24 protein-coding genes are annotated in these 26071 nt (G+C 68.7%); 11 read left to right on the top strand and 13 right to left on the bottom strand.

Annotated features, from left to right (window positions below):
- Nucleotides 1–2: 2 nt before the first annotated feature.
- A complete protein-coding gene (locus tag ACGFIF_RS39285) occupies nt 3–1349 on the bottom strand; it encodes a C39 family peptidase (protein ID WP_393162018.1) in 1347 nt (448 codons plus the stop codon).
- A gap of 162 nt (nt 1350–1511) precedes the next feature.
- Here ACGFIF_RS39285 and def point away from each other — a divergent pair, with 162 nt between their 5' ends.
- The 4 genes from def to ACGFIF_RS39265 all read left to right on the top strand — a co-directional run bounded on the left by def (nt 1512) and on the right by ACGFIF_RS39265 (nt 5519).
- Entirely contained in the window at nt 1512–2060 is a 549-nt protein-coding gene (gene def, locus ACGFIF_RS39280) for a peptide deformylase (RefSeq protein WP_393162016.1), read from the top strand.
- On the top strand, nt 2057–2986 hold the full coding sequence (gene fmt / locus ACGFIF_RS39275) for a methionyl-tRNA formyltransferase (protein ID WP_393162014.1): 930 nt from the start codon (nt 2057–2059) through the stop codon (nt 2984–2986). The genes def and fmt overlap by 4 nt, the downstream gene beginning before the upstream one ends.
- 76 nt (nt 2987–3062) lie before the next feature.
- On the top strand, nt 3063–4481 hold the full coding sequence (locus tag ACGFIF_RS39270; RefSeq protein WP_393162012.1) for an RsmB/NOP family class I SAM-dependent RNA methyltransferase: 1419 nt from the start codon (nt 3063–3065) through the stop codon (nt 4479–4481).
- 48 nt (nt 4482–4529) lie between these two features.
- The gene (locus tag ACGFIF_RS39265; RefSeq protein ID WP_393162010.1) at nt 4530–5519 is read left to right on the top strand and encodes a DMT family transporter; all 990 of its coding nucleotides are present in this window, start codon (nt 4530–4532) and stop codon (nt 5517–5519) included.
- On the opposite strand, the gene ACGFIF_RS39260 is transcribed toward ACGFIF_RS39265, so the two are convergent.
- Complete coding sequence (locus tag ACGFIF_RS39260) at nt 5508–6458, bottom strand: DMT family transporter (protein WP_393162008.1); 951 nt, start codon at nt 6456–6458, stop codon at nt 5508–5510. The genes ACGFIF_RS39265 and ACGFIF_RS39260 overlap by 12 nt on opposite strands.
- 128 nt (nt 6459–6586) lie before the next feature.
- On the opposite strand from ACGFIF_RS39260, the gene ACGFIF_RS39255 reads away from it, so the two are divergent.
- The 4 genes from ACGFIF_RS39255 to ACGFIF_RS39240 are packed head-to-tail and all read left to right on the top strand — an operon-like array spanning nt 6587 to nt 11937.
- Nucleotides 6587–7789 carry a cysteine desulfurase-like protein gene (locus tag ACGFIF_RS39255; RefSeq protein ID WP_393162006.1) on the top strand — a complete coding sequence of 401 codons (1203 nt, stop codon included), beginning with the start codon at nt 6587–6589 and terminating at the stop codon, nt 7787–7789.
- A gap of 39 nt (nt 7790–7828) precedes the next feature.
- Nucleotides 7829–9394, top strand: a complete 1566-nt coding sequence (locus ACGFIF_RS39250; RefSeq protein WP_393162004.1) for a hypothetical protein — start codon at nt 7829–7831, stop codon at nt 9392–9394.
- A 14-nt stretch (nt 9395–9408) separates the two neighbouring features.
- Nucleotides 9409–10659, top strand: coding sequence for an ROK family protein (locus tag ACGFIF_RS39245; protein WP_393162002.1), 1251 nt, complete (start codon nt 9409–9411; stop codon nt 10657–10659).
- Between the two features lie 9 nt (nt 10660–10668).
- The gene (locus ACGFIF_RS39240; protein ID WP_393162000.1) at nt 10669–11937 is read left to right on the top strand and encodes a glycoside hydrolase family 125 protein; all 1269 of its coding nucleotides are present in this window, start codon (nt 10669–10671) and stop codon (nt 11935–11937) included.
- Here the strand turns inward: ACGFIF_RS39240 and ACGFIF_RS39235 are convergent.
- The 5 genes from ACGFIF_RS39235 to ACGFIF_RS39215 form a co-directional block, all read right to left on the bottom strand.
- Entirely contained in the window at nt 11930–12775 is an 846-nt protein-coding gene (locus ACGFIF_RS39235; protein ID WP_393161998.1) for an ABC transporter permease subunit, read from the bottom strand. The two genes, ACGFIF_RS39240 and ACGFIF_RS39235, sit on opposite strands and share 8 nt — an antisense overlap.
- Nucleotides 12765–13682 carry an ABC transporter ATP-binding protein gene (locus tag ACGFIF_RS39230; RefSeq protein ID WP_393161996.1) on the bottom strand — a complete coding sequence of 306 codons (918 nt, stop codon included), beginning with the start codon at nt 13680–13682 and terminating at the stop codon, nt 12765–12767. The genes ACGFIF_RS39235 and ACGFIF_RS39230 overlap by 11 nt, the downstream gene beginning before the upstream one ends.
- Before the next feature lie 103 nt (nt 13683–13785).
- Complete coding sequence (locus ACGFIF_RS39225; RefSeq protein ID WP_393161994.1) at nt 13786–14451, bottom strand: response regulator; 666 nt, start codon at nt 14449–14451, stop codon at nt 13786–13788.
- A gap of 21 nt (nt 14452–14472) precedes the next feature.
- Nucleotides 14473–15120 carry a response regulator gene (locus ACGFIF_RS39220; RefSeq protein WP_393161992.1) on the bottom strand — a complete coding sequence of 216 codons (648 nt, stop codon included), beginning with the start codon at nt 15118–15120 and terminating at the stop codon, nt 14473–14475.
- Nucleotides 15117–16268, bottom strand: coding sequence for a sensor histidine kinase (locus ACGFIF_RS39215; RefSeq protein WP_393161990.1), 1152 nt, complete (start codon nt 16266–16268; stop codon nt 15117–15119). The genes ACGFIF_RS39220 and ACGFIF_RS39215 overlap by 4 nt, the downstream gene beginning before the upstream one ends.
- Nucleotides 16269–16417: 149 nt before the next feature.
- On the opposite strand from ACGFIF_RS39215, the gene ACGFIF_RS39210 reads away from it, so the two are divergent.
- A complete protein-coding gene (locus ACGFIF_RS39210; RefSeq protein ID WP_393161988.1) occupies nt 16418–16846 on the top strand; it encodes a DUF6069 family protein in 429 nt (142 codons plus the stop codon).
- On the opposite strand, the gene ACGFIF_RS39205 is transcribed toward ACGFIF_RS39210, so the two are convergent.
- The gene (locus ACGFIF_RS39205; protein WP_393161986.1) at nt 16843–17541 is read right to left on the bottom strand and encodes a FadR/GntR family transcriptional regulator; all 699 of its coding nucleotides are present in this window, start codon (nt 17539–17541) and stop codon (nt 16843–16845) included. The two genes, ACGFIF_RS39210 and ACGFIF_RS39205, sit on opposite strands and share 4 nt — an antisense overlap.
- A gap of 117 nt (nt 17542–17658) precedes the next feature.
- Here ACGFIF_RS39205 and ACGFIF_RS39200 point away from each other — a divergent pair, with 117 nt between their 5' ends.
- Nucleotides 17659–18870 (top strand): alpha-hydroxy-acid oxidizing protein, encoded by a 1212-nt coding sequence (locus tag ACGFIF_RS39200; RefSeq protein ID WP_393161984.1) that lies wholly within the window; start codon nt 17659–17661, stop codon nt 18868–18870.
- 206 nt (nt 18871–19076) lie between these two features.
- On the opposite strand, the gene ACGFIF_RS39195 is transcribed toward ACGFIF_RS39200, so the two are convergent.
- The 3 genes from ACGFIF_RS39195 to ACGFIF_RS39185 form a co-directional block, all read right to left on the bottom strand.
- Nucleotides 19077–20216, bottom strand: coding sequence for a sensor histidine kinase (locus ACGFIF_RS39195; protein ID WP_393161981.1), 1140 nt, complete (start codon nt 20214–20216; stop codon nt 19077–19079).
- An 84-nt stretch (nt 20217–20300) separates the two neighbouring features.
- Nucleotides 20301–20939, bottom strand: a complete 639-nt coding sequence (locus ACGFIF_RS39190) for a pyridoxamine 5'-phosphate oxidase family protein (protein ID WP_393161979.1) — start codon at nt 20937–20939, stop codon at nt 20301–20303.
- Nucleotides 20939–22216 (bottom strand): MFS transporter, encoded by a 1278-nt coding sequence (locus tag ACGFIF_RS39185; protein WP_393161977.1) that lies wholly within the window; start codon nt 22214–22216, stop codon nt 20939–20941. The genes ACGFIF_RS39190 and ACGFIF_RS39185 overlap by 1 nt, the downstream gene beginning before the upstream one ends.
- 155 nt (nt 22217–22371) lie before the next feature.
- Between ACGFIF_RS39185 and ACGFIF_RS39180 the strand changes: the two genes are divergently transcribed.
- Complete coding sequence (locus ACGFIF_RS39180) at nt 22372–22824, top strand: hypothetical protein (RefSeq protein WP_393161975.1); 453 nt, start codon at nt 22372–22374, stop codon at nt 22822–22824.
- A 52-nt stretch (nt 22825–22876) separates the two neighbouring features.
- On the opposite strand, the gene ACGFIF_RS39175 is transcribed toward ACGFIF_RS39180, so the two are convergent.
- Both ACGFIF_RS39175 and ACGFIF_RS39170 read right to left on the bottom strand, forming a co-directional pair.
- Entirely contained in the window at nt 22877–23521 is a 645-nt protein-coding gene (locus tag ACGFIF_RS39175; protein WP_393161973.1) for an alpha-ketoglutarate-dependent dioxygenase AlkB, read from the bottom strand.
- A gap of 712 nt (nt 23522–24233) precedes the next feature.
- Nucleotides 24234–25343: a hypothetical protein gene (locus tag ACGFIF_RS39170; protein WP_393161971.1), complete on the bottom strand. Its 1110-nt coding sequence runs from the start codon at nt 25341–25343 to the stop codon at nt 24234–24236.
- Nucleotides 25344–26071 lie beyond the last annotated feature (728 nt).

The raw sequence follows: 26071 nt of genomic DNA, 5'->3' as shown, positions 1-26071 counted from the left end.
GGTCAGAGGCCGATGTTCTTGAACGAGTTGGCCAGGGTCGCGTTGAACAGGGCGGTCGCCGGGATGTTCTTCGGGCCGTCGGTGACGTTGCCGCGGCTGTTGAACCGGCGCTCGTTGAACACCTCGTAGATCGCGATGGTGCCCTTCGCCCGGTCGTAGCCGCGGCCGACCTGGTAGTGGCCGCTGTGGTTGAAGGCCAGGTACGGGAAGTAGCGCTTCAGCAGTTGGGTGTGCTCGATGATCGGCGCGGGCTGACCGTCGCCGAGGTGGTTCTGGTGCACGGTGAAGAACTTCTGCGCGTTCCAGTGGCCGACGCTCTGGACGATGTAGGTGCCGGCCGCGAGGTCCCAGTTGGTCTTCAGGTTGGTCTGCTTGACCATCGCGGAGATCGCCGTACCGGAGGTCGTGGTGCCGAGGTCCTTGGCCCAGGACGCCTGGGTGTCCCTTTGGTTGTCGTCGGCCCAGTCGATCGACTGGAACGTCGCCGGACCGCACCAGTACCCCTTCTCCTGCGAGGTCCGGAACCCCTTCATGATGTACGACGACGTGGGCAGCTTCACCGGGGCAACCGGAGTAGGCACCGGCGTCGGCGTCCCCTGAGTCGGCGCAGTCCGCGTCCGCGTCTGCGTCGGGGACGGCGTGGGCGTCGGGGATGGCGTGGAGGTCGGGGATGGCGTGGGTGCCGGAGTCGGCTCGGTGGGGGCATCCAGCAACCGGAGAGCGCGGGCTTTGTCGCGGCCGTCCCAGGCGGCCTGCATCTCGTCGAGTTCGACGTTGACGCGGGCGCTCTTCGGCATCGACGCGCGTTCCGCGACGAACGCCTGCGGGGTGAGATCACCGGTCGGGATGTCCTGCTCGACGCCGACCTCACCGGCCGCGCTCACGCTCGGCGGGCTGATCATCGTCTGCAGCTCCGCACCGCTCGGCACCTGGTCCACGAAGCCCAGCCCGAGGCAGTAGTTCTCCTCCTCGAGCTTGAAGCAGCGCATCACCGAGGACGTCCGGGCCGAGCTGTCGGCGGCCCGCAGCTCCAGGTCGTTGGGCGAGGTCTCGGTCACCTGCTTCACCACCTCGCTCCACGAGCGTGCCGCCGGGGGCTCGGCGACAGGCTGGCTCGGAGTCTCGGTGGGAGTCGGCGTGACGGTCGGCTCGGTGGCGGGCACCGCGGTCGTTGGCACCGTGGTCGTCGGCACAGTGGTCGGCTCGGCGGTCGTCGACCCGGTGGTCGGCGCGGCGGACGTCGTACGGGCGTCTGGCTCGCGCGGCTCGTAGGCCGCTGCGGTGAGGGGTGCCTGGGCCAGCAAGGCACCCAGGATGATCAGAGTTGCCCCCCGTGCTGCTGTGGGCATTGGGTCTCCCGTTGGGCGTGTGACGGTTGTGACTGTAGGTACGCCTGAGACCACAGTACGTGCTTGTGGCAACAATGTGGAGGCCCCCTCCCGGCCCGGGCCCACCGGCGGAGCCAACTAGACTTGCCAGGTCCAGGTCCGTGGAGCGCTGTGGAGAGTCTGTTGTCGGTCACACCCATCCGCCTGTTCGGCGACCCCGTCCTGACCACCAAGGCCGCGCCGGTCCTCGACTTCGACGCCGAGCTGCGCCGGCTGGTCGCGGACCTCACCGACACCATGCAGGCCGCCCCCGGCTCGGGCCTGGCCGCGCCCCAGATCGGCGTCGGCCTCCGCGTCTTCACCTGGCACATCGACGGCGAGCTCGGGCACCTGGTCAACCCGGAGCTGACGCTGTCCGCGGACGAGCAGTTCGGCCCGGAGGGCTGTCTGTCGCTCCCCGGCCTCACCTTCGACTGCCTCCGCGCCCAGTCGGTGATCGCCAGGGGTTTCAACATGTACGGCGACCCGGTCGTGATCGAGGGTTCGGACCTGCTGGCCCGCTGCATCCAGCACGAGACCGACCACCTGGACGGTGTCCTGTTCATCGACCGGCTCGACACCGAGACCCGCAAGCAGGCGATGAAGGCGATCCGTGAGGCGGACTGGTCCGGCCTCGGCGGCGTACCGACAGTGAAGGTGTCCCCGCACTCGATGAACGGATTCGGTCTGTGAGAGTCGTCTTCGCCGGTACGCCGGAACCAGCTGTCGCCGCGCTTAAGGCGATTGTTGCCAGCCGCCACGAAGTGGTTGCCGTCGTCACCCGTCCGGACGCACCGGCCGGTCGTGGCCGCAAGCTGGTCGCGTCGCCGGTCGCCCAGCTCGCCGAGGAGCTCGGGATCGAGGTCCTCAAACCGGTCAAGCCGAGCGACCCCGAGTTCCTGGCCCGGCTGACCGAGATCGGGCCGGACTGCTGCCCGGTCGTCGCGTACGGCGGATTGTTGCCGCAGGCAGCGCTGGACATCCCGGCGCACGGCTGGATCAACCTGCACTTCTCGGTGCTGCCGGCCTGGCGGGGTGCCGCGCCGGTGCAGCACGCGATCATCGCCGGTGACGACGTGACCGGGGCGAGCACGTTCCGGATCGTGAAGGCGCTCGATGCCGGCCCGGTGTACGGCGTACTGACCGAGCCGATCGGTCCCGAGGACACGTCCGGTGACCTGCTTACCCGGCTGGCCGAGTCCGGCGCGAAGCTGCTGGTCGACACCCTGGACGGGGTCGAGGCCGGCGTACTCGAGGCGCGGGAGCAGCCGGCTGACGGTGTCACATTGGCACCGAAGATCAACGTCGAGGACGCCGAGCTGGATCTGAGTGCTCCGGCACAGCGGGTGGACCGGCTGGTGCGCGGTTGCAACCCGTCGCCGGGCGCGTGGACCACGTTCCGCGGTGAGCGGTTGAAGGTGCTCGCCGTACGGCGGACCGACGAGGAGCTGAAGCCTGGTGAGCTGCAGGCGACCAAGTCGAGCGTGAAGGTCGGGACCGGCAGCACGGCGGTCGAGCTGGTGACGGTTCAGCCGCAGGGCAAGAAGCCGATGGCCGCGGCCGACTGGGCCCGTGGCGTCCGGCTCACTGATGAGGATCGGCTGGGACCGTCCGCGTGAGCGAGCGTAGCGAGCGAACAATGGGTAGAGCAGTGCTGTCGCTCACGCCGGAACCGAGCGCCAGCGAGGTGGAGGCGTGAGTGACCGTTCGCCTCGTAATCGGGCGCCGCAGCGGCGGCCGGATCGGGTTCGCGGCGTCGCGTATCAGGTGATCCGGCAGGTGACCGCCGAGGGCGGGTACGCGAACCTCGCGCTCAACAAGGCGCTCCGCGAGCAACGTCTCAGCGGCCGGGACGCCGCGTTCTGCACCGAACTCGTGCACGGCACATTGCGCTGGCAGGGCACGTACGACGCCTTCCTCGCCCGCAACGTGTCCCGCCCAATCGCCGACCTGGACCCCGAGCTGCTCGACCTGCTCCGCCTGGGCACGCATCAGCTGCTAAGGATGCGGGTCGACTCGTACGCCGCGGTCAGCGAGATGGTGACGCTGACCCGCTCGGAGATCGGCCAGAAACGCAGCGGCCTGGTCAACGCCGTCCTCCGCAAGATCAGCCAGCGCTCCCTCGACCAGTGGATCGCCGCCGTGGCGCCGTCCGCCGACGAGGACCGCCTCGGCCATCTGGCGATCGCCAAAGCCCATCCCCGCTGGGTGATCGAAGCTTTCGTCGAAGCGCTGGGAGAAAGGGCGGCCGAGCCGCCGAGCGGTTCCACGACCCCTGGGACGGGACTGGAGCGGCTACTCGACGCGGATAACGAGCCGCCTAGGGTGACGCTGGTGGCTCGGCCGGGGCTTTCGGATGTGGACGAGTTGGTCGAGGCGGGTGCTTCGAAGGCTCCCTGGTCGCCGTACGCGGCGGTGTTGCAGGGTGGTGGCGATCCCGGCCGGATTCACGCCGTGGCCACCGGCAGGGCGGGCGTTCAGGACGAGGGCTCGCAGCTAGTCGCGGTCGCGCTGGCGACGGCTCAGCTCGACGGCTCGGACACCAAGTGGCTCGACCTCTGCGCCGGGCCAGGCGGGAAGTCTGCGCTGCTCGCGGCACTCGCTCAGCAGCGCGAAGGCCAGCTGACGGCCGTCGAGCCGCTCAAGCACCGCGCCGACCTCGTCCGCGCCAACCTCCGTGCGATCCCCGGCGACCACAAGGTCCTGGTCGGCGACGGCACCAAGCCGACCTGGCCGGCCGGGTCGTTCGACCGGGTGCTCGCCGACGTGCCGTGCAGCGGCCTCGGTGCGCTTCGCCGTCGCCCGGAAGCCCGCTGGCGCCGTACGCCGGAGGACGTCGTCGAGCTCCGGCCGTTGCAGGAGGACCTGCTCGACTCGGCGATCACGTCGGCCCGATCGGGGGGAGTGGTGGCGTACGTCACCTGCTCGCCCCATCCCGACGAGACCCGCGCTGTCGTGGACGCCGTGCTCGGCAAGCGGGACGACGCCGTGATCGAGGACGCCCGAGCGCTGTTCCCGGGTGTGCTCGACCTGGGCGACGGCCCCGACGTCCAGCTGTGGCCGCACCTGCACGGCACCGACGCGATGTATCTGGCGCTGATCCGACGGTCATAGGGTGGACCTGGTGTCAGGAGCAAGAGGCGCTACGGTCATGATGGAGGGGTGACAACGACCGCCATCCGCCCTGCCCGCTCGGCCCGGCATCACCAGATCGTCGGTCTGAGCGCAGCCTTCGGCATCGGGATGCTGGTCGCTGTTCAGTCCCGGCTCAACGGCGAACTCGGTCAGGTCCTCGCCGACGGCGTCGCGGCCGCGCTGATCTCGTTCGGCACCGGCCTGCTGATCCTGCTGATCGGTACGGCGCTGGTCCCGCCGATCCGCCGGTCACTCGGCAACGTCTGGCGGGCGATCCGGACGCCGATGCGCGGCCACGGCGGTCTGCGCTGGTGGCAGTGCATCGGGGGAGTGGCGGGCGCTTTCGTGGTCGCGACGCAGTCCATCACGGTGTCCGTGATCGGGGTCGCCGTCTTCACGGTGGCGGTCGTGGCTGGGCAGGCGGTCAGCAGTCTCGTCGTCGATCGCCTCGGCTTCGGTCCGGCCGGTCCACAGCCGTACACCACGCTCCGTGTCGTCGGAGCGGTCTTGGCGCTGGCAGCCGTCGTACTCGCGGTGTCCTCGCAGTTGAGTCACCCTGACGGCTTGTTGCTCGCCGTACTGCCGGCACTGGGCGGCATCGGTACGGCGGTCCAGCAGGCCATCAACGGACGTGTCGCCCGTACTGCCTCGCGGGACGCGTACGGCGCGATCGCGGCCGGCGTGGTCAACTTCCTCGCCGGCTTCGCCGCGTTGCTGATCGTCTTCCTCGCCGACCTCACTCTGCGCGGCGCACCGCAGCACCTGCCGAGCGAGCCGTGGCTGTACTTCGGCGGCGCCTGCGGAGTGATCTTCATCAGTGCGGCCGCGGCGGTCGTCCGGGTGGTGGGCGTGTTCGTCCTCGGGCTGGGGACGATCGCCGGTCAGCTGATCGCCAGCCTGTTCATCGACCTGTTCGTCCCGGCCGCCGACAAGGCCGTCACCTTCCCGGTCGTCGCTGGGACTGTGCTGGCCCTGATCGCCGTGGTGGTCGCCGCGGTGCCGAACCTACGCCGCTGACGCTTCGGCAGCGAGTGCCGGCTTTCGCCTGAGGTTTCGCAACACACCCTGCGAGACCGCAACGCCGAGCAGGACGATCAGCGCGCCGACCGGCTGGTACCAGGTGATGTGCTCGTGCAGCACGATCACGCCGACCAGGATCGAGAAGATCGGCATCAGGTAGGTCACCATCGATGACCGGCTGGCGCCGATCAGCCGGATGTTGCGCAGGCTGAGCACGAACGCGAGCCCGCTCCCGAGCGCAGCGAGCGCGAGCACACTGCCGACGACCTCGATCGACAGCGACCACGGGGCCGGCGGCGCCTCCCGGGTGACGATCGGCGCGACCACCGCGAGTTGCACTGCTGCGCAGATCAGCAGGCTGGCGGACAACGCCGTGCCGGACAGAGTCGTGCCGGCGATGAACCGCTTCTGATAGGGCACCGCGAAGCCGTAGCAGACGGCCGCGAGCATGCACAGCAGTTGACCGGTCAGGTCCGCGCCGCCCTGGACGTTCCACGCGCCGAGTACGACGAGCATGCCGCCGAACCCGACCATCAGCCCGAGCACCCGCTGCAGCGAGAACGTCTCGGTCCGGAAGATCAGCACCGCGATCGGCAGCACGACGAGTGGGGTGATGCCGTTCCAGATCCCCGCCAGGAGGGACGGAATCCGCTGCTCGCCGTACCCGAACAGCGTCCACGGGATCGCCGACCCGACCGCGCCGACCACGAACGAGTGCACCCACATCCGCGGATCACGAGGCAGCGACTCGCGCTTCACGGCCAGGATGATCAGCAGTACCAGCGAGCCGGCGATCACCCGGCCGAGCGCGAGGTAGAGCGGATGCAGTTCCCGGACGCCGACGGAGATGAACAGGAAGCTGCAACCCCAGATGGCCGCCAGGGCCAGCATCGTCGGAAGCCAGGCCTGCAGCGGGACCCGGTCAGTAGTCGTCACGGTGCTCACTCCTGACATCCTGCACTACCCGACCGACAACCTGGACAAATTTGCCCGCCATCGGGCAGTTCTCGGTGGAAATGGACAACCGGTGGCAGTTACGAGGGCGTCGGGAGAGGATGACCGTCATGGGTGTCTTCGATGTTGTTGCTGTCCGGAAGCAGTTCCCCGCCCTCGACGAAGGGGCCGCGCACTTCGACGGTCCCGGTGGTTCCCAGACTCCGCAGGTGGTAGCCGATGCAGTGGCCACCACGATGACGTCGGCGATGGCCAACCGTGGCACGCTCACCGCCGCCGAACGCCGGGCCGACGAGATCGTCGTGGCCGCTCGCGAGGCGATCGCCGACCTGCTCGGCACGGACCCCCTCGGCATCGTGTTCGGCCGCAGCATGACCCAGCTGACCTACGACTTCTCCAGGACGCTCGCCAAGACCTGGGCGCCCGGCGACGAGATCATCGTCAGTCGCCTCGACCACGACGCGAACGTCCGTCCGTGGGTGCAGGCCGCCGAGGCGGTCGGTGCCACGATCCGCTGGCTCGGCTTCGACACCGAGACGTCCGAGCTCGACGACATCGCGCCGCTCCTCAACGACCGCACCCGGCTGGTCGCGGTCACCGGCGCGTCCAACCTCATCGGCACCCGACCCGACACCATCCGCATCGCCGACCTCGTCCACCAGGCCGGCGCGCTGCTGTACGTCGACGGCGTCCACCTGACCGCGCACGCCCCGATCGACGCGACGTACGCCGACTACTACGTCTGCTCGCAGTACAAGTTCTTCGGTCCGCATCTCGGCGCTCTCACCGCGTCGCCGGAGCTGCTCGAGACGTTGCGGCCCGACAAGCTCGCGCCGGCGACGGACGTCGTACCGGAGCGGTTCGAGCTGGGTACCCTGCCGTACGAGCTGCTTGCCGGCACCACCGCGGCCGTCGACTTCCTGGCCGGACTCGGTGGCACTGGCGCGACCCGGCGTGAGCGGTTGCAGAGTTCGCTGGAGCTCGTCGAGGCGTACGAGGACAACCTTCGGGACGACCTGGAAGCCCGGCTGGCGGCGATCCCCGGCGTCACGCTCTACGGCCACGCAGCGCGTCGTACGCCGACCTTGCTCTTTACCGTCGAGGGCTGGACACCGTCCGCAGTGGCAGAGCGTCTCGCGGCGGTGAATGTCAACGCGCCGGCGGGCTCGTTCTACGCCTACGAGCCGGCTCGGCACCTCGGTCTGGGCGCCGCCGGAGCCGTCCGCGTCGGGCTCGCGCCGTACACCGACCAGTCCGATGTCGACCGTCTCATCGAGGCTGTAGCGAGTCTTGACGCTGTCTCCACCGACTAACTAAAGTCTGTGGGGAAATTCCGTCCGCAAGGGAGTCAGGTGAACGAACCGAGCGCGGTCTTCGTCCAGGTCGGCCCCTCGGACACCCTGACCACAGCCGTCCGCAACGGCGCCACCTGGTCGGCGGCAGGCGTTGAGGTGACGTGGTCCGACGGCACCATTGGCGTCAGCGCACGGACCATCTCCCGCGTCGCCGTCCGCTGGTCCGAACCACTGCCCGCCGAGGCACTGATCCTCGGCGACGCCTGGGAGCGCTCGTACGGCGACCTCCAATGGCGGCATCAGCAGCCAGAGCGACTGCTGCCGTGGTACTTCCTCGCCCACGACCCGCGGACCGGCCGGACCACCGGCGCCGGTGTGGACGTCCAGCCGAACGCGTTCTGCTCGTGGACGGTCGACGCGGACGGTTTCACCCTCTGGCTCGACCTCCGCAACGGCGGCAGCCCGACCGAGCTGAACGGGCGCACCCTCACCGCCGCGACCGTCCGGCGGTTCGATGACGCAGGCACGCCCTGGCTGACCCTGCACGCAGCGGTCGCCGCCATGAGTTCCCGGCTACCGGCGCGACCTGAGCCCGCGCCGGTGGTCGGGGCGAACAACTGGTACTACGCCTACGGCGAGAACTTCGACCAAAAGGCAACACAGGTCGACGCGACCGCCATCGTCGAGCTGGCCGACGGTCACCCGGTCAAGCCGTTCAGCGTGGTGGACGACGGCTGGTACCCGGGCGGCATCGCGTCCGGCGGACCATGGGACGCGGGCACGCCCGGAGTCTTCGACGACATGGCTCTGACCGCTGCAGCCATCAAGGAGATCGGCGCCCGCCCCGGACTGTGGTTCCGTCCGCTGCGGGTCCGCGAGGCCGGCCGATGGGGTCGTGCCGGTGTCGCCGACGGCCGTGCGCTCGACCCGTCGTACCCGCAGGTCCTGGACCAGGTCCGCACGGATCTGCAGCGGTTCAAGGACTGGGGTTTCGAGCTCGTCAAGCACGACTTCAGCACGTACGACGTCTTCGGCCGGTTCGGACCGGCGATGGGTTCGGAGCTCACCAACAGCGGTTGGCAGTTCCACGACCCCACGCGGACGACGGCCGAGATCGTGCTCGCGTTCTATCGCGAGATCCGGTCGGCCGCGGATGGCGTCGTACTGATCGGCTGCAACACCGTCGGCCACCTCGCGGCCGGACTGGTCGACGTACAGCGAACTGGGGACGACACCTCGGGCCGGGACTGGGAGCGGACCCGGAAGATGGGCGTCAACACGCTCGCGTTCCGGTTGCCGCAGCACAACCGGTTCTTCGCCGTCGATGCCGACTGCGTCCCGTGCACGCCGCAGACGCCGTGGGAGCTGAACCAGCGGTTCCTCGACCTGGTCGCACGATCGGGTACGGCGCTCTTCGTCTCGGTCGATCCGGCCGCCCGGACCGAGCAGTCTGATCGCGCGTTGAGCGAAGGTATACGGTTGGCGCTCAGTGGTGGAGACGCGTCCGGGATCGAGCCGGCCGACTGGCTGGTGAACACCGCGCCGAACACGTGGCGATCCGGCGCCGAGACGATCCAGTACGACTGGTCACGTGCGTGGGGCGCGGATCCGGTTTCACCGTGACAGCTGGGGGACTAGTGGCAGTACGCCGGGGGACCAATCTGGATCGTGTCGGCGGTTTCAACGACGCGGTCGTGCTGGACGCGATCCGGCGGACCGAACGGCTCAGCCGGGTGGAGCTGGCCGAGGCGACAGGTCTGTCCGGACAGGCGATCTCCAACATCATCCGGCGATTGCTCGACGCCGGCCTCGTCCGCGAGGCGGGCCGGCAGAAGAGCACCGGCCTCGGCAAACCGCGGACCCTGCTCGAGCTCGAGCCGTCCGGCCAGTACGCCGTCGGCGTCCACCTGGACCCGGCCGTCGTGACCGTCGTGGTGCTCGACCTCACCGGCGAAGTGGTCGCCCGGCGCAGCGTCGGCACACCGTACGCCGACGATCCCGATGTGCTGATCGATCGGATCGCAGCCACGATCGAGGACGTGATCGACCAGGCCGGGGCGCCTCGCGAGCGCGTGATCGGCGCCGGCATCGCCGCGCCCGGTCCGATCGATGTGGAGCGCGGAGTCGTCGTGGATCCGCCCAACCTGTCCGCGTGGCACCTCGTCCCGCTGCGCGACGAGCTGCGGGAGCGGACCGGCCTGCCGGTGCTGCTCGACAAGGACGTGACCGCTGCGGCCGCCGCCGAGAAGTGGGCAGCCGGCTCGGACCGGCATGGCAGCTTCGTGTTCTTCTACCTCGGCACCGGGATCGGGGCCGGGCTGGTGATCGGCGACGAGGTGGTGCGCGGCTCGTCCAGCAACGTCGGCGAGATCGGGCACGTGATCGTCGACCCCGACGGCCCGGTCTGCTACTGCGGACGGCGCGGCTGCGTCGGCGAGACGAGCCAGCCGCGCTACCTGGTGCAGCAGGCGGTCCAGGCCGGAGTACTTGCCCAGGGCATCGATCCGGACGACCGGCAGGCGGTGGACGCGGCGTTCGCCGAGCTGTGCGCGCTGGCCGCCGGACCTGGGGTGGCCCGGGAGATCGTCGTGGCTCTGGCCGAGCGGATCGCGAAGGTGGTCGAGGACATCGCGAACCTGCTCGACCTCGAGCGGGTGGTGTTCGGCGGCCCGCACTGGGAGCAGCTCGCGCCGTTCTTCGGCGACGCCGTCCAGACCGCCTTGAAAGAACGCTTCCTGGTCCGCTCGGTGCACCCGTTCGAGGTCGCCGGTACGGCGCTCGGCGCGGACGTCGGCGCGATCGGAGCGGCCAGCCTGGTGCTCGACCAGACCTTCTCACCGAACCCGTCGGTGCTCCTGCCGGAAGGCCAACTCGTTGCTGAAAGGTGAAGTCTGTTGATGATCGATGCCGAGGTGCTGGCCCGCGCCACCGAGGAGGTTCGCCGGGCCACCGGCGACGAGGTGATCGCGGAGATGTTCCGGCGATCGATGGCGGAGAACCTGCCCGCGGTGGCCGAGCGGCTGCCCGACGGGACCACGTTCGTGCTGACCGGCGACATCCCGGCGATGTGGCTGCGCGACTCGGCCGCCCAGCTGCGGCCGTATCTGCTGCTGTGTCCTGAGGATCAGGCCTTGCAGGATGTGCTGATCGGCGTGTTGCACCGGCAGTTGGAGTACGTCGTACTCGACCCGTACGCGAACGCGTTCAACCGCTCGCCGAATGGTGCCGGTCATGTCACCGACGAGACCGAGATGTCGCCGTGGGTGTGGGAACGCAAGTACGAGATCGATTCGCTGTGCTACCCGCTCGAGCTGGCCTACCGGCTCTGGCGGATCACCGGCCGGGCCGACGTGATCGACGAGCGGTTCAAGGCCGCGGCCGAGGCGATCATCGCGTTGTGGACGGTCGAGCAGGATCACGAGAACAGGTCGCCGTACCGGTTCCAGCGGCATGACGACGTACCGACGGACACCCTGGTCCGGGAGGGACGCGGACGGCTGACCCGGCCGACCGGGATGTCGTGGAGTGCGTTCCGGCCGAGTGACGACGCGACCGAGCTCGGGTTCAACGTGCCCGGCAACATGTTCGCGTCGGTCGTGCTCGGGTATCTCGAGGTGATCGCCACCGAGGTCCTGAACGACTCGGGGCTGGCCACTCGGGCGAAGGAGCTGCGGGCCGACATCGACGACGGGATCGCCCAGCACGGCACGGTCGAGCACGCTGTCCATGGCCGCGTCTACGCCTACGAGGTCGACGGGATGGGTGGGGTGCTGCTGATCGACGACGCCAACATGCCGAGCCTGCTGTCGATCCCGCTGACCGGGTACGCCGCCGCGGACGATCCGACGTACCTGGCGACGCGCCGGCTGCTGCTGAGCCCGGAGAATCCGTTCTACTACAGCGGTTCGCACGCTGCCGGCATCGGCAGCCCGCACACCCCGCCGAACTACGTGTGGCACATCGCCCTTGCTGTGCAGGGGATCTCCAGTACGTCGGCGGAGGAGCGCCAGCGGCTGCTGGAGCTCCTCCGGGACACCACTGGCGGTACCGGCCAGATGCACGAGGGGTTCGACGTCGACGATCCGTCGCAGTACACCCGCGAATGGTTCTCCTGGGCGAACGCGATGTTCTGCGAGCTCGCGCTGGTCCACGCGGGGATCAGGTGACGTCCCGCCGACGAGTCGTCCAGGCGGCCAGGACGGCGAAGATCGCGCAGTAGGCCAGCAAGGTCAGCAGGGCACGCCCGCCGCCGACCGCGTCGTGCACCCCAGGCGGCGCGTCGGCGGCCGCCATACCCGTCACCGCGAAGACCAGCGAACCCGCGTTCGTGCCCGGCAACGCGTTGGACACGACGTCCAGGTCCGGCAGCAGGCTGCTCACCACACCGGCCAGCAACGTCTCGATCCCGAGGATCCAGACCACGCCGAGCCCGATCGGTAGCGCGACGTTGCGGAAGGCAACGGCCAGGACCGCACCGGCCAGGCACCACATCATCAGCACCAGCCAGCCACCGGCCAGTCCCTCGAGGATGGCCGTCACGCCGGGCCAGTCCATCGAGCCGTTCTCCGCGGCCGCGATACCGATGCTGCAGAGCGCACAGGCGGCGAAGATCCCGAGCACCCAGACGGCGATCATCGTGGCCAGGGCGAGGAACTGTGCGGCCAGGACGGCGGCACGGCCAGGGCGCTGGGTGAGGATGGTCTTGAGCGTGCCCCAGGTGTACTCGCCGCCGACCACGATCGCGCCCAGCACCAGCGCGAGCGCGCCGGCGAAGATCGGGTAGCCGCCGATCGTGTTGTCCATGACGCGTTCCGGCAGCATCCCGCGCAAGATCTCGCCGCGCGGTACGCCGTCGGTCTGCGGGTTCTCGTCGCCGGTGGCGTAGCCCAGGTACGGCAGCAGGTAGCCGAAGATCAGGCTCAGCACCAGTCCGGCGCCGAACAGCACCCAGACCGCGGAACGCTTGCGGAGCTTCAGCACCTCCGCGCGGTAACTACCCAACATCGGCCTTCTCCTCGCTCGTGAGCTCGAAGAACACGTCCTCGAGAGCCCGTTCCGTGCTGTGCAACTCCGACACCGCGATCCCGGCCTCGACCAGGATCCGGTTCACCTCGGCGGCCTTGTCCGGTTGCACCTTCACCCGCAGCGTCTCGTCGTACTGGTGCACCGTCCCGGCACCGAGGAAGTCGGTGAGGATCGACTGCGCCCGCTCTCGCGGCGCGGCCCGGACGACCAGTTCCTGCTCGCCGCGCAGATCCTCGACGTTGTGCTCGGCAACCATCCGGCCGGAGTTGATGATGCCGACCCGGTCGCAGATCTGCTGGACCTCGCCGAGCAGGTGGCTGGACAGCAGCACCGTCCGGCCGTCGGAGCCGAGCTCGCGGATCAGCCGGCGCATGTCCCGCATCCCGGCCGGGTCGAGCCCGTTCGTCGGCTCGTCCAGGATCACCAGCTCGGGATCCTTCAGCAGCGCCGCGGCGACGCCGAGCCGTTGCTTCATCCCCAGGGAGTACGTCGAGAAGCGGTCCCGGGCCCGATCGGTCAGGTCGACCAGCTCCAGCACCTCGTCGACCTTCCGCCGCGGCACCTCGGCGTACTCGGCCAGCAGCCGCAGGTTGTCCAGACCGGACAGGTACGGGTAGAACGCGGGCGACTCGATCATCGACCCGGTCCGGCCGAGTACGTCGGCCTGCCCCGGCGCACCGCCGAGAACCCGCACGTCACCGCTCGTCGGCGCGATCAGCCCGGTCAGGATCCGGAGCGTCGTCGTCTTCCCGGCACCGTTCGGCCCGAGGAACCCGTAGACCTCCCCGGGAAGGACAGTCAGATCGACACCGTCGACCGCGAGGGTGTCGCCGTAGCGTTTCGTCAGCCCGGTCACCTCGACCAGCGGAGCACCTGTCTCGTTCATACCACCGAGCCTGCCGGTCACAGACGGGATCTCGCGTCGGCCCGGGGGAGTGACCGGCCCTACCGCGCGCGGAGTACGCCGGGTGCATCGGCGTACCGCTGGATCAACCCAGCCAGCCGGGGCGGACCAGGCCGGTTTGGTAGGCGACGACGACTAGTTGAGCGCGGTCGCGGACGCCGAGTTTGATCATTGCGCGGCTGACGTGGGTTTTCGCGGTGGCCGGGCTGAGCACGAGGCGTTCGGCGATCTCGTCGTTCGACAGGCCTTCGCCGACCAGGGCGACGATCTCCTTCTCCCGGTCGGTGAGGACGTCGAGCTCCTTGCTGGCATGCGGCTGCCGGCTCCGCGTCGCGAACTCCGCCACCAGCCGCCGGGTCACACCGGGGGAGAGGAGCGCGTCACCGCGCGCCACCACCCGCACTGCCTGCAGCAGCTCAACCGGCTCGGTGTCCTTGACCAGGAACCCGCTCGCCCCGACCCGCAACGCCTCGAACACGTACTCGTCCAGGTCGAACGTCGTCAGGATCACCACATGGACGTCGGCCAGGTCCGCGTCCGCGCCGATCTGCCGGGTCGCCTCCAGCCCGTCGGTGCCGGGCATCCGGATGTCCATCAGCACCACATCGGGCTTCTCCGCCCGCGCCACCGCGACCGCCTCGGCGCCGTCGGACACCTCGCCGATCACCGTGATGTCGTCCTCGGCGTTGAGCAACGACCGGAACCCGGCCCGCACCAACGCCTGATCATCCGCCAGCAGCACCCGAATCATGGCGCCCACGCTAAGCCATTTTCAGGCCAACCCCGCGTCGTGAGCCAGAAGAGCGATCTGAGTGCGGTTCCCGAGCTCGAGTTTGGTGAGGATGTGGGAGATGTGCGCCTTGACCGTCGCCACGCTCATGTACAGCTCGGAACCGATCTGCGCGTTCGACTTACCCTGAGCGACCGCGAGCACCACGTCGTACTCCCGCGGTGACAACCGTTTCAGGGCCTCCTGCGCGATCGTGTGCGCATCCGCCTGGGTCGCGGCCCGGTCCATCAGGCGCCGGGTGATCCCGGGCGACAGAATCGGGTCACCGGCGGCAACCCGCCGGACGGCGTCGACGATCTGCGCCGGCGGGGTGTCCTTCAGCAGGAACCCGCTGGCCCCGGCCCGCAGCGCGTGCAGCACGTTCTCGTCGGTGTCGAACGTGGTCAGCACGACGACCTCCGGCGGATTGGTCCGCGCCCGCACGCGCTGAGTCGCCACGATCCCGTCCACCCGCGGCATCCGCAGATCCATCAGGACGACGTCCGGGAAGTGCGCGTCCACCGCCGCCGGCACCTCGTCCCCGTCGGCCGCCTGGCCGACCACCGCGATCCCGTTCGTCCCGTCGAGCATCATCTCCAGGCTCGCCCGAACCAGTGCGTCGTCATCTACCACCAGAACGCGAATGGTCATGACGGCCACGGTAGCGAGGCCTCGAGCCGGAACCGGCCATCGGGCCGCTTCCCGTGATCCAGCGTGCCGCCGGCGAGCTGGACCCGCTCGGTCAGGCCGACCAGCCCGGTCCCGCTACCAGGGGTGAGCGACGTGCCGTTCGACCCCGGGTTGGTCAGCGCGATCCGCAGCCCGTCACCCGGCTGCCCGGTCACGGTCAGCGTCACCGGATGCCCGGCCGCGTGCTTGCGGGCGTTGGTGAGTCCCTCCTGCACGACCCGGTACGCCGTGCGCCCGGTTGCCGGAGGCAACGTCGTGGGGTCGTTGACCCGGTCGTCGTACGCGATCGTCGTACCGGCTTCCCGGGACTCCTCGACGAGCGCGCGGAGGTCCTGGAAGGTCGGCTGTGGGCGGCCGCCGGGGAGTTCGTCGATCTCGGTGTCGCGCAGCACGCTGATCACCTCGCGCAGCTCGTCGAGCGCCTGGTGGACACCGCTGCGGATCACCCCGGCCGCCTTGGCCAGCTTCTCGGGTGACGAATCCGGCCGGTACTCGAGAGCACCGGCGTACGTCGCCAGCAGCGACAGCCGATGCGCGAGTACGTCGTGCATCTCACGAGCCATCTTGGTGCGTTCGAGCGCCCGCGCCTCGGCCACGCGGCGACCCTGCTCGGCTTCGGCCCGATGAGCCCGCTCGCGGAGTGAGTCGAGCACCTGCTGTCGCGCCTGGGTCCATTGACCCCAGCCGAGGAGCGCTGCGTGCACGGCGACGTCGAGGACGGCGAACCAGAAGAAGGGGAGGTTGCCGATCGGCCGCCAGAGGGCCTGGATGAGGTGACCGACTGTCCCCGCCAGCGCGACGAGGACCGCCGTACGAAGCGGGCGGCGTTGCGCGACCGTCAGCGTGCCGACGGTGGCCGGCGGCGTCGCGGCGGGGGAGAGGGCGGCGAGGCCGGCGAGGACGAGTGCGCCCTGGACCGGGCGTCGGCCCAGTACGAGAATGAGGCCGGTGGCAACGATCCCGACCGCGATGTCGAGGAACAGCCACGGCCGTGCCGCACCGTCGGAGTGACGACCGACGATCGTGGCGGCGGACAACCCGCCGACCGCGACGATCGCGATCAGGTCGGCCCAGCGATTCCGGCGTACCGGCGCACAACTCTCCTGCATGCCGCCGAGACTAGGGCGCGGCTGCGGTCCGTCACCACCGACCAAAGTCGGTGCCTCGCCGACTTCGGACCAGGGCGGTCGAGCTTCCCGGCCGATGCCGGCGGATGAGGTGTTCGGAGACCTTGGTGGCCCAACCCCCAGGAGGAACCATGTCAGTCCAGTTCGATGTCCGTCCCATCCGCGTGGAAGGCCGCAGCCGGCTCGCGGTCGTCGGGATCACCGTGGTCGCCGCGCTCGCCGTGTGGGCTCTGTTGGCACCCGTCGCCGGTGTCGAACTCGCGGCTATGCAGGGTTCTCGTCGCATCGACGTCGGCGCCGGCTCGGTCCTCTTCGCGTCGACGGCGATGGCGTTCGCCGGCTGGGCTCTGCTCGCCATCTTGGAGCGGCGCACTCTCAACGCCCGCACGGTCTGGACCATCCTCGCCACGGCCGCCTGCATCCTGTCCCTCGGCAGCCCCCTCGTCGGCGGCATCGGAGTAGGCGCCAAGCTCGGCCTGGCCTCACTCCACCTCATCGTCGGCGCCGCAGTAATCCTCGGCCTCCGCCGCACCGCCCTGTCCGCTACCGAGCGCTGCTAAGGCATATTGAGGCGGGCGGCTTGGTAGAAGCCGCGGATGTGGGCGGTGATCAGGTCGGCGGCGGAGTCCGGTTCACCGGCCCGGATGGCCTGCAGGATGGCGCGGTGCTCGGTCCGCAGGCCGACCGTGGTCGCCTCCCAGTCCGGCAGATTGGGTACGGCGGCCAGCACGTACCCGTGGATCGCCGACCGCAACGAGGCCATCACCGCCGCGATCAGCACGTTCCCGGCCAGACCGGACAACGCCACGTGGAACTCGGCATCGAGCAGATGGAACTCCTCCGGTGACAACCCGGAAGCGTCCATCTGATCGAGCAAGTCCTCCGCGAGCTTCAGTTCACCGGCCTCCACCTGCCGGCCGGCGGCCTCGCGGGCGGCCCACGACTCCAGCAGGATGCGGGTCTGGACGACGTCACCCATCGGCAGGTGATTGGTTGCCAGGTGCAACCGCAGTACGGCGGTCAACGGCGACACCGGCTCCGCGACGATCACCGCACCCGCCTCCGGCCCGGACCCGGTGGCCGTCCGGACCACCCCCATCGCCTCCAGCACCCGGACCGCCTCGCGCACCGACGGCCGGCTGATCCCCAGCTGCTCGGCCAGCACCCGCTCCCCGGGCAGCCGCTCGCCGATCCGTAGTCGTCCCGCCGCCAGTTCGGCCTCGACCCGATGCAGGACCAGCTCGTAGTTCTTCACTCGCGGCTCCCCATGTGGACGACTCTACCTGTGTGGTCGGACCACAGGCTATGCTGTGGTCCGACCACAGGATCAGGTGCTCGCCTGGTCACCCTTGCCGGCCGTTCCGGAGTTCTGATGACCGATCGACAGCTGCCCAAATGGTCCGAGCTGAAGCCGCTGCTGCGGCCGAAGCCGATCACGGTGAACGCGACCGACCGCCGGTTGGAGAAGGCGCTCACCATTCCCGACCTGCGCGCGATCGCCAAGCGTCGGACGCCGCGCTCGGTGTTCGACTACACCGACGGCGCGGCCGAGGCGGAGATCAGCCTGAACCGGGCCCGGCAGCTGTTCGCCGAGATGGAGCTGCAGCCGTCGATCCTGCGCGACGTCTCCGACATCGATCTGGGCACGTCGATCCTCGGCGGGCGGTCGGAGCTGCCGTTCGCGTTCGCGCCGACCGGGTTCACCCGGATGATGAACCACGAGGGCGAGAGCGCAGTCGTCAAGGTGGCCGAGCAGGTCGGCATCCCGTACGCGCTGTCCACCATGGGTACGACGTCGATCGAGGACGTCGCGGCCGCCGCGCCGGACGCGCGCAAGTGGTTCCAGTTGTACGTGTGGAAGGACCGCGACGCCGGTGAGGACCTGGTGAAGCGGTCCGCCGCGGCCGGGTATGAGGCGCTGATGCTGACGGTCGACGTACCGGTGGCCGGTGCGCGGCTGCGCGACGTACGGAACGGCTTCACCATCCCGCCGTCGCTGACCGCGAAGACCGTGCTGGACGCGTCGCTGCACCCCGCGTGGTGGGCCAACCTGCTGACCACGCGGCCGCTGACGTTCGCGTCGCTGTCCAACTGGGACGGTACGGTCGCCGAGCTGCTGGACAAGTTGTTCGATCCGACGATGACGGTCGACGACCTCAACTGGCTGCGTTCGATCTGGTCCGGCCCGCTGATCGTCAAGGGCATCCAGACCGTCGAGGACGCGCGCCGGGTGGTCGACGCGGGCGCCGACGCGATCGTGCTCTCCAACCACGGCGGCCGCCAGCTCGACCGTGCACCCACCCCGCTGCGCATCCTGCCGGACGTCCGCAAGGCAGTCGGTAGCGACGCCGAGATCTACCTCGACACCGGCATCATGTCCGGTGCCGACATCGTCGCCGCCATCGCGTTGGGTGCCGACGCCTGCCTGGTCGGCCGCGCCTACCTCTACGGCCTGATGGCCGGCGGTCAGCGCGGCGTCGCCCGAGCCGCCGACATCCTCACCAGGGAGGTCCGCCGCACCATGGCCCTGCTAGGCGTCTCCCGAGTGGCCGACCTCAACCCGTCCCACGTCCGCCTGCCGTAAGTCCAGCAGGGGCAGTGTGAGGCGGAAGCAGGATGAGTCGTCCACCACGGTCTCGGAACCGTACCGCTTGGTCAGCCCTTGTACGTCGATCATTGCCATAGCCCGAGCCTGAGCGGCCCGATCTGGAGGCTTACCGAGAGCTTCTGTGAGTCCTCTGTGAATCCGCTGCTGATGACGGCTGTGCTGGGGTGAGACTCACGGGAAACCTACAGCGGAAAGTGGGCGGTGATGCGCAGGCTGCCGGTGGGGGTGCGGGTGGCGGTGAGGGTGCCGCCGAGGGCGGTGGCTCGTTCGCGCATGCCGATGATGCCGTTGCCCTCCTTCGGCGGACCGGTGAGGGACTGGCCGTCGTCGTCCACCTGCAGTACGAGCGCTTGGTCGCCGTACTGGATCCGCACGGTCGCGGCGTTCGCCTTGGCGTGCCGGACGATGTTGGTGAGCGACTCCTGGATGATGCGGAACGCCGCGCGGTCCAGCCCGGTCGGCAACGGGTGCGGGTCGCCGTGGACGATCGTGTGAACCTCCAGACCGGCGCGTGAGGTCCGGCTGACCAGGTGGTCGAGCCGCTCGAGCCCGGCGACCGGTTGCCGTGGCGCCGACTCGTCCGACTGCCGCAGGATCCCGACGATCGACCGCAGCTCGACCAGGGCTTCCTTGCTCGCGTCCTTGATCGCGGCCAGCGCCGGGCCGGCCTGCTCGGGCTGGCGATCGACCAGGTGCAGCGCGGTCGACGCCTGCACGTTGATCAGCGAGATGTGATGGGCCACCACGTCATGCAGCTCCTGCGCGATCCGCAGCCGCTCCTCGCCGGCCTTCCGCAGCTCGGCCTCGCGCCGCGTCTTGGCCGCCGCCGCGGCCCGGTCCCGCTGGGCGCGGAAGAGCTCGGCGGTGAACCCCAGGACGACGAAACACGTGCCGACGAGGAGGACCTGGTACACGCCCTGCTCGTTGATGCCGAGGATCATCCGGCCGCCGACATGGCCGACGTACAGCGTCGCGATGCCGATCCAGCCCTGCAGCCGGTGACCGAGGCGGATCACCGAGAAGGCGGCGATCACGAACGAGAAGATGACCGGACCCCACGGGTACTCCATCAGCATGTAGACGAGCGTCGACACGACCGTTGCCCACAGCACCGGGACCGGATGGGTCCGGAGCCAGTAGAGCGAAACCGTCCCGATCAGCAGCAGCACGACCATGAACCAGTCGGGCGCCCGGCGGTCCGTCTGACCGTTGGCGGCGCCGAACGAGCCCACCACCACGAAGACGCTGAGCACCACGGGCAGCGCGATCCGCCGTACCCGGGCTCCCCAGGTCGGCGCGGCGATCGGCTCAGTCGTGGTCACAGTACGAAACCGTAGAGGCCCGGGAGTCCGGTGTCATCGTCGCCACGGAGTATCCGGGACTGCTCCGTCCGCAGTACGACCCGGTCAGTACTTGACCTGGTAGATCTTCTCCTCGTACGCCGTGCCGTAGTACGCCTCCAGCTCGGTCAGGTCCTCGTCCTTGCGCTCCAGCGCCTTCGAGATCTTCGCCCGGCTCGGCATCGCGTCCGGCTGCCAGGTCTCCGGCTTCCACAACTGCGACCGCAGGAACGACTTCGAGCAGTGGTGGAAGACCTCCTCGATCTCCACCAGCAGGGCCAGCTGCGGACGGTTGCCCCGGACGATCATCTCGTCGAAGAACGGTGCCTCCCGGACGATCCGCGCCCGCCCGTTGATCCGCAGCGTGTCACCGCGTCCGGGAATGAAGTAGATCAGTCCGACGTGCGGGTTGGTCAGGATGTTGCCGAAGCCGTCGACCCGCCGGTTGCCGGCCCGCTCCGGGATGGCGATCGTGCTGTCGTCGAAGATCTTGGTGAACCCGGCCGGGTCGCCCTTGGGGGAGACGTCGCAGCTGCCGTCCGCCGCCGAGGTGGCGATCAGGCAGAACGGTGACGCGGCCAGCCACTGCCGGTCCAGCTCGTGCAACTCCTTGCGGGTCTTGCCCGCGGCGGCAGCCAGCGGCGCCGGCACGATCTCCCGCAGCTCGTCGTACGTCGTGATCTCTACCAGTCCGGGGATCTCCATCAGGCGACGCTCTCCTCTACCAGCGACGGCAGGGCGTCCTCGTTGACGGCCCTCGTCCGCGCAGCCCATCGTACGGCGGGACCAGTTGCGCAACTGGTACCCAGGAACAGTGCACCCACAGCGATCCAGCCGATCGGGCCCCACCCGAGAACGACGGTCGTGAGCAGCGCGGGACCGAGCATGCGGGCGATGGCGGGGCCGGTCCCGAAGAAGCCCTGGTACTGCCCCTGCTTGTCGGCGGGCGCCAGACCGAAGCTGATCTCCCACGCGCCGGAGGCCAGCTTCATCTCGCCGAGGGTCAGGAGTGCTGCACCGCTGATGAGTACGACGGCTGCCGTTGCCGCGCTCATGTTCGCCGCGGAGATGGCGAAGACGGCACACGCGGCCAGCATGGCGATTCCGGCATACTGGATCGAGCGAGTGGCCGTGCGGAGGTCTCGCACGCTGCGTGCGGTCCGCACCTGGAAGAGCGTGACTCCGATCGTGTTGACGATCAGGAGCGAGGCAACGACCCAGTCCGGGGCATCGGTGCGGGTGACGATCCACAGCGGTACGACCAGGCTGAGGAGCGGCATGAAGAGCAGCATGATCGCGTTGAGCAGCGCTAGTACGGCGTACGGGCGGTCGTGCAGTACGGCGAGGCGCGGCTCACCCTTGACCCTGGCGCTGATGGCGACTCGTGGCACTCGGTGGAGGAGCCGGGCTGCGATCAGGAAGCTGATTGCGTCGAGTGCGAAGACAGTGAGGTACGCCGCCGCGGTGTCGTAGTGGAGCGCGATGCCGCCGAGTCCCGCGCCGACTGCGAGTCCTGCGTTGACTGTGGACTGGAGGAACGCTCGGATGCGGGTGCGCTCGGCTGGATCGACGAGACCGGCGAGAAGAGCTTGCCGGGCGGCGGTGAGGCCGGTTTGGCTGCTGGCGTAGACGATCGCGGCGATCAGGAAGAGCGGGAAACTCCGCACGACCGTGAACGACCCGACCGAAGCCGCCGTCGTCAACGCCAGCACCACCGCAACCCCGCGCGCGCCCTTCCGGTCGGCGAGGTTGCCCAGCGGGACACCCAGGAGGAACCCAACCAACCAAGCGACTGTGAGTCCCAGGCCGACCTCGGCCGTCGACAGTCCGACCACGCGGGTGAAGAACAGCGCACTGGTGACGATGAACGCTCCATCGCCGACCGAGTTGGCGAGCTGTGCCATCGCCAGGTCTCGCGGCGCTCCGGCCGGCGGGAGAACGCTGTCGCGTCCGCTGCGGATGCGGTCGATCGTGATGCTCATCGTGGTCTCCCTCGACTCGGTATGACTCGAGCCTAGGAGCATGGCGGCCCAGCAGGGAGGTCCACTTCAGTAGCCAATTGATGGGCCATTTGCTGGCCTGAAATTGGTCTGTGGATAACTCGGATCCGGGGTCGGAACGACGGCACCTTGTAGGTATGAGCTTCCAAGACCTCCCGCAGACCTGGACCGACCATCCACTCTCCGACCCCGACCTGGCCGCCGACGTCGTCGACCTCCTGGTGAGCCTCGGCGACCGCCAGCGCGGCACGTTCACCGTCGTGCTGTGCGACGAGGACGCCCGCTACCGCGCCGCGGTCGCCGTCGACCTGCCGTCGGAGTTCGAGCACCGCACCCGGTCCCTGGCGGCCGGCGACATGTGCGCATCCGCCCTGACCCCGATCATGCCCGCGGTCCGCACCGCTCCCGGCACGTCCTTGCTCCTGGCTCTAGGTCGCCCTGGCCCACCCACCTGGCCCGAGCTGGACACCGAATGGGCAACAGCCGCCACCCACACCTGCCGTGCCGCCGGAGTCCCTCTGCTGGGCTTCTACATAGCCTCCGGCCACCACGTCTACCAACCCCTCCAACCAGCCCAAGCCGCCGCCTGACACCACTCGGCACCCGACCTCGGAGGACACGATGGCTACTGGAGCTGGATTGTCAGCGGACGCCGCGGGGGCGGAACTGGATGCTGATGCGCGGGCCGATGTGGCCGGAGGCCTTGGGGATGGCGTGTTCCCAGGTGCGTTGGCAGGAGCCGCCCATGACGATGAGATCGCCGTGGCCCAGGGGATACCGGACCGTCGAGCCGACGGGGCCGCTCGAGCCACCTGGGCGCGGTCGCAGGGCCAGCACGCGCGGTTCGCCGACCGAGAGGATGGCGACCATGGTGTCCTCGTGGTTGCCGCGCCCGATCCGGTCGCCGTGCCAGGCGACGCTGTCCCGTCCGTCGCGGTAGAAGCACAACCCCGCGGTGCGGAACGGTTCGCCCAGCTCCTCCGCGTAGTACGCACTGAGCTGGTCGCGGGCCTCGTCCAGGATCGGCAACGGCAGTTCCTCGTTCTCCCCGTAGAAGCAGAGCAACCGCGGCACATCGACCACCCGGTCGTACATCTGCCGTCGCTCCGCCTGCCACGGCACGTCTCGCGCCAACCGCTCGTACACCTGATCCGCCCCGGTCAGCCAGCGCGGCAGTACGTCGATCCACGCGCCTCGACCGAGGTCCGTCCGCCGGACCCCGTCCACCGGGCCCAGCGCAGGATCCTCGAACGCATCCAGCAACGAGCCCTGAAGATCACCCGCCATACGCCCACCATACCCGAGAATCGAACAGATGTTCCCTTAAGCACTCATACCATGTCCCGACGTAGCCACAGGACGCGTATCGGGTGGTCGCGCTGCGTCGTTATCTGGGGTGTCGCCGACGCCTCTTGGTGGGCTGTTGACGCGCTTGGTAAGGGTGCGCGACCAGAGGACGAATCCGGCCGGCGATGTACCGGCCACAGTACCGGCCACAGCCCGGGCCGACCTCCTCAGCGGCGCAGCCGCCGCCGTCCCGCGTCCGTTCAGGCCGACTCATCGAATCCGCCCGCTCGCCTTGCGAAGGCCAGGGGGTCGGTCCACTCGGCGGCAATCCCTCGGCTGGCAGCCCGTGACCGGTCCTGATCTCGACCAGCAGCAGGATCGGCTCATCACCGGCCTGTGCGTGCTGCAGTGCCGCGGTGAACCTGTAGCTGTGCAGCGGACGAAGACCTCGTCGGGATCGCTGGTCATCACCAGCATCGCCACGGCCAACAGGTCCGGCCGTTGCGTGAGGACGGCGCCCCCGAGCGTGCCGCCACCACTGCGCCCCTGGATCACCAACTGCTCCCGGGTGGTGATGCCGATGGGAGCTCATATGAGCTATGGGGTGGGTGGCCCTTGTTGCGGCAGCGGTGAGGGCCACCCCTCAGCCAGTGAGGGCTCCAGCGTGATGCAGAGCGATCTGCAGGACGACGTGATCGTCAGTCGGAATTCGTCACGGTTGGATCTTTATGTACAGAGCCATACTTGCCAACGCGTGGGTCGCGTTGGACGCAGAGTAGGCGTCGTAGCAGGGGCCGTTGAACCCGTCGTGTCTGCCGTTCTGGCACCACAAGGTTATGTATCCATCCACGCCACCTGACAGGAATCCGTTAACCTCGAATTGGCCAGCGGAGTTGGACCGGATGATCGGACTGCCTGAATCTCCTCTCTGAACCGTGCCGGTCGCGCTGGCCGTGTACGTCTCAACTCTGAAGCCGACATGTGCGGCGCCGTAGTCGTCGTCCCACTCCCAATCTTGGAGAACGACGTACTGGGCGATGAGGCTGTTTCCTGACGCTCCGCAACTGCATACAACCCGAAAGCCTTCTGGGACGTACTTAGCTGCGTAAACCGCTCGCGACGACGTGGTGTAGCCGTCCCCCGTCCAGATCCTTCCGGTACTGGTCGCTGGGATGACCCTGATGTCGTGCAGAATGTTGTACTGGGTCGTGTTCGCGACTCCGACGGTGCGGCCGCTGTCGTAGCTATCCCACCTCCCCGCGCCGCAGTGCCATGCCGTGGTGACATAGTTGTAAGAAGGCGGGGCATACACACTGGCGCCGATCGAGCAGGCCTCAGACGAGCCGTACTTGTGCATCAAGCCGCCGCCATAAAACGGAGATACGTCTCCGCATCTTGCGGCAGTCCCCCCGGCCGGTGTCAGCGGACAGGTCCGCGACGGTGTGCGTCCGTCCAGTGACACGACCTCCTCGACCCCGCCGAACTCAATCGGCACCAGTCCTCGTGCCCTCAAGGCTGCCAACATCGTCTCGGGCGCCGGCACCTTTTTACTTAGCGTGATCCTGACAGCCGAGTAGTCCCGGTTCGGCCCGGCCCCGCTCACTACACCTGGATTGTCGCGCTTCAGCACTCTGGCAGCGGCCATCAGTTCGGCTTTGCTGTAGGTGGCCTTCCGCACGGACACCGGCACTGGCAGACTGGTTACGAAATCCAGAAGACCAGCCGGCGGATCACCTTTCCAATACACCACGACGGTCTTGTGGTCCTCGAGAATACGAACCTTGCCCGCGTTTACGTCGGGGTTCTCGTCAAGCCACTGCACCAACGCTTGAGCCGCATTCTCCGCTGGTGTCGGTAAAAGTTGCGCCGGGATCGGGCCTTCAGGGTCTGTGGATCGCCACCCTGAGGGATCGGCGCCGCCGCGTTTGCTGTCGACGCGAGGACAACCGCCGCGAGACACACGGCCATAGCTAAGAATGCACTACCTTTCCTCACTTGAGGTATCTCTACCACCCCCAGCATCACGGTAGACGCGCGTACCCTGAAGAGACAGGGCTCGAACGTTTGCACGTTCGGGCGATCCCCGATTCTGAGATGGCATTCTGCTCATTCAATGAAGGTAGCCGTCCCATTTGGCCTCGCAGCGTGATCCGCCGGGCAGTGCATGTGGGCCTGGCATCTCGTCGACCGCGCGACCTCGACCGGCCCGGCTAGCTCGGCCGAACACGTGTGGCTGCCGCGTCACGGGTCGTCGGGCGGAAGGGTGGCCACACTCGACGCCCATCATTCGCATCACCAACGCACACATCCGAGGCCTGAGTTCGCGCGTGAGCGGCGACCACACCCCTGACGGACACTGTCCATGACGCAGACACCCAGGTCACATCCCCATCCCAGAAGTTGAGCTTAAGGGAACACATATTCCCAGGGATCCTGTCTCGTGTGGTCGCCCGCTTGTGATGTCTCAGGACATAGGTGACAGTTCTGCATCAGGACATCGGTGACACTCGATGTGTCAGGACATCGGTGACGATTCAGGGGTCTTGGCGT

This window comes from Kribbella sp. NPDC049174 (assembly GCF_043197365.1).
In the GTDB taxonomy this organism is placed as follows: Bacteria; Actinomycetota; Actinomycetes; order Propionibacteriales; family Kribbellaceae; genus Kribbella.
Note: the sequence above shows the minus strand (reverse complement) of the source record. Positions and strands in the feature narration are given on the sequence as shown.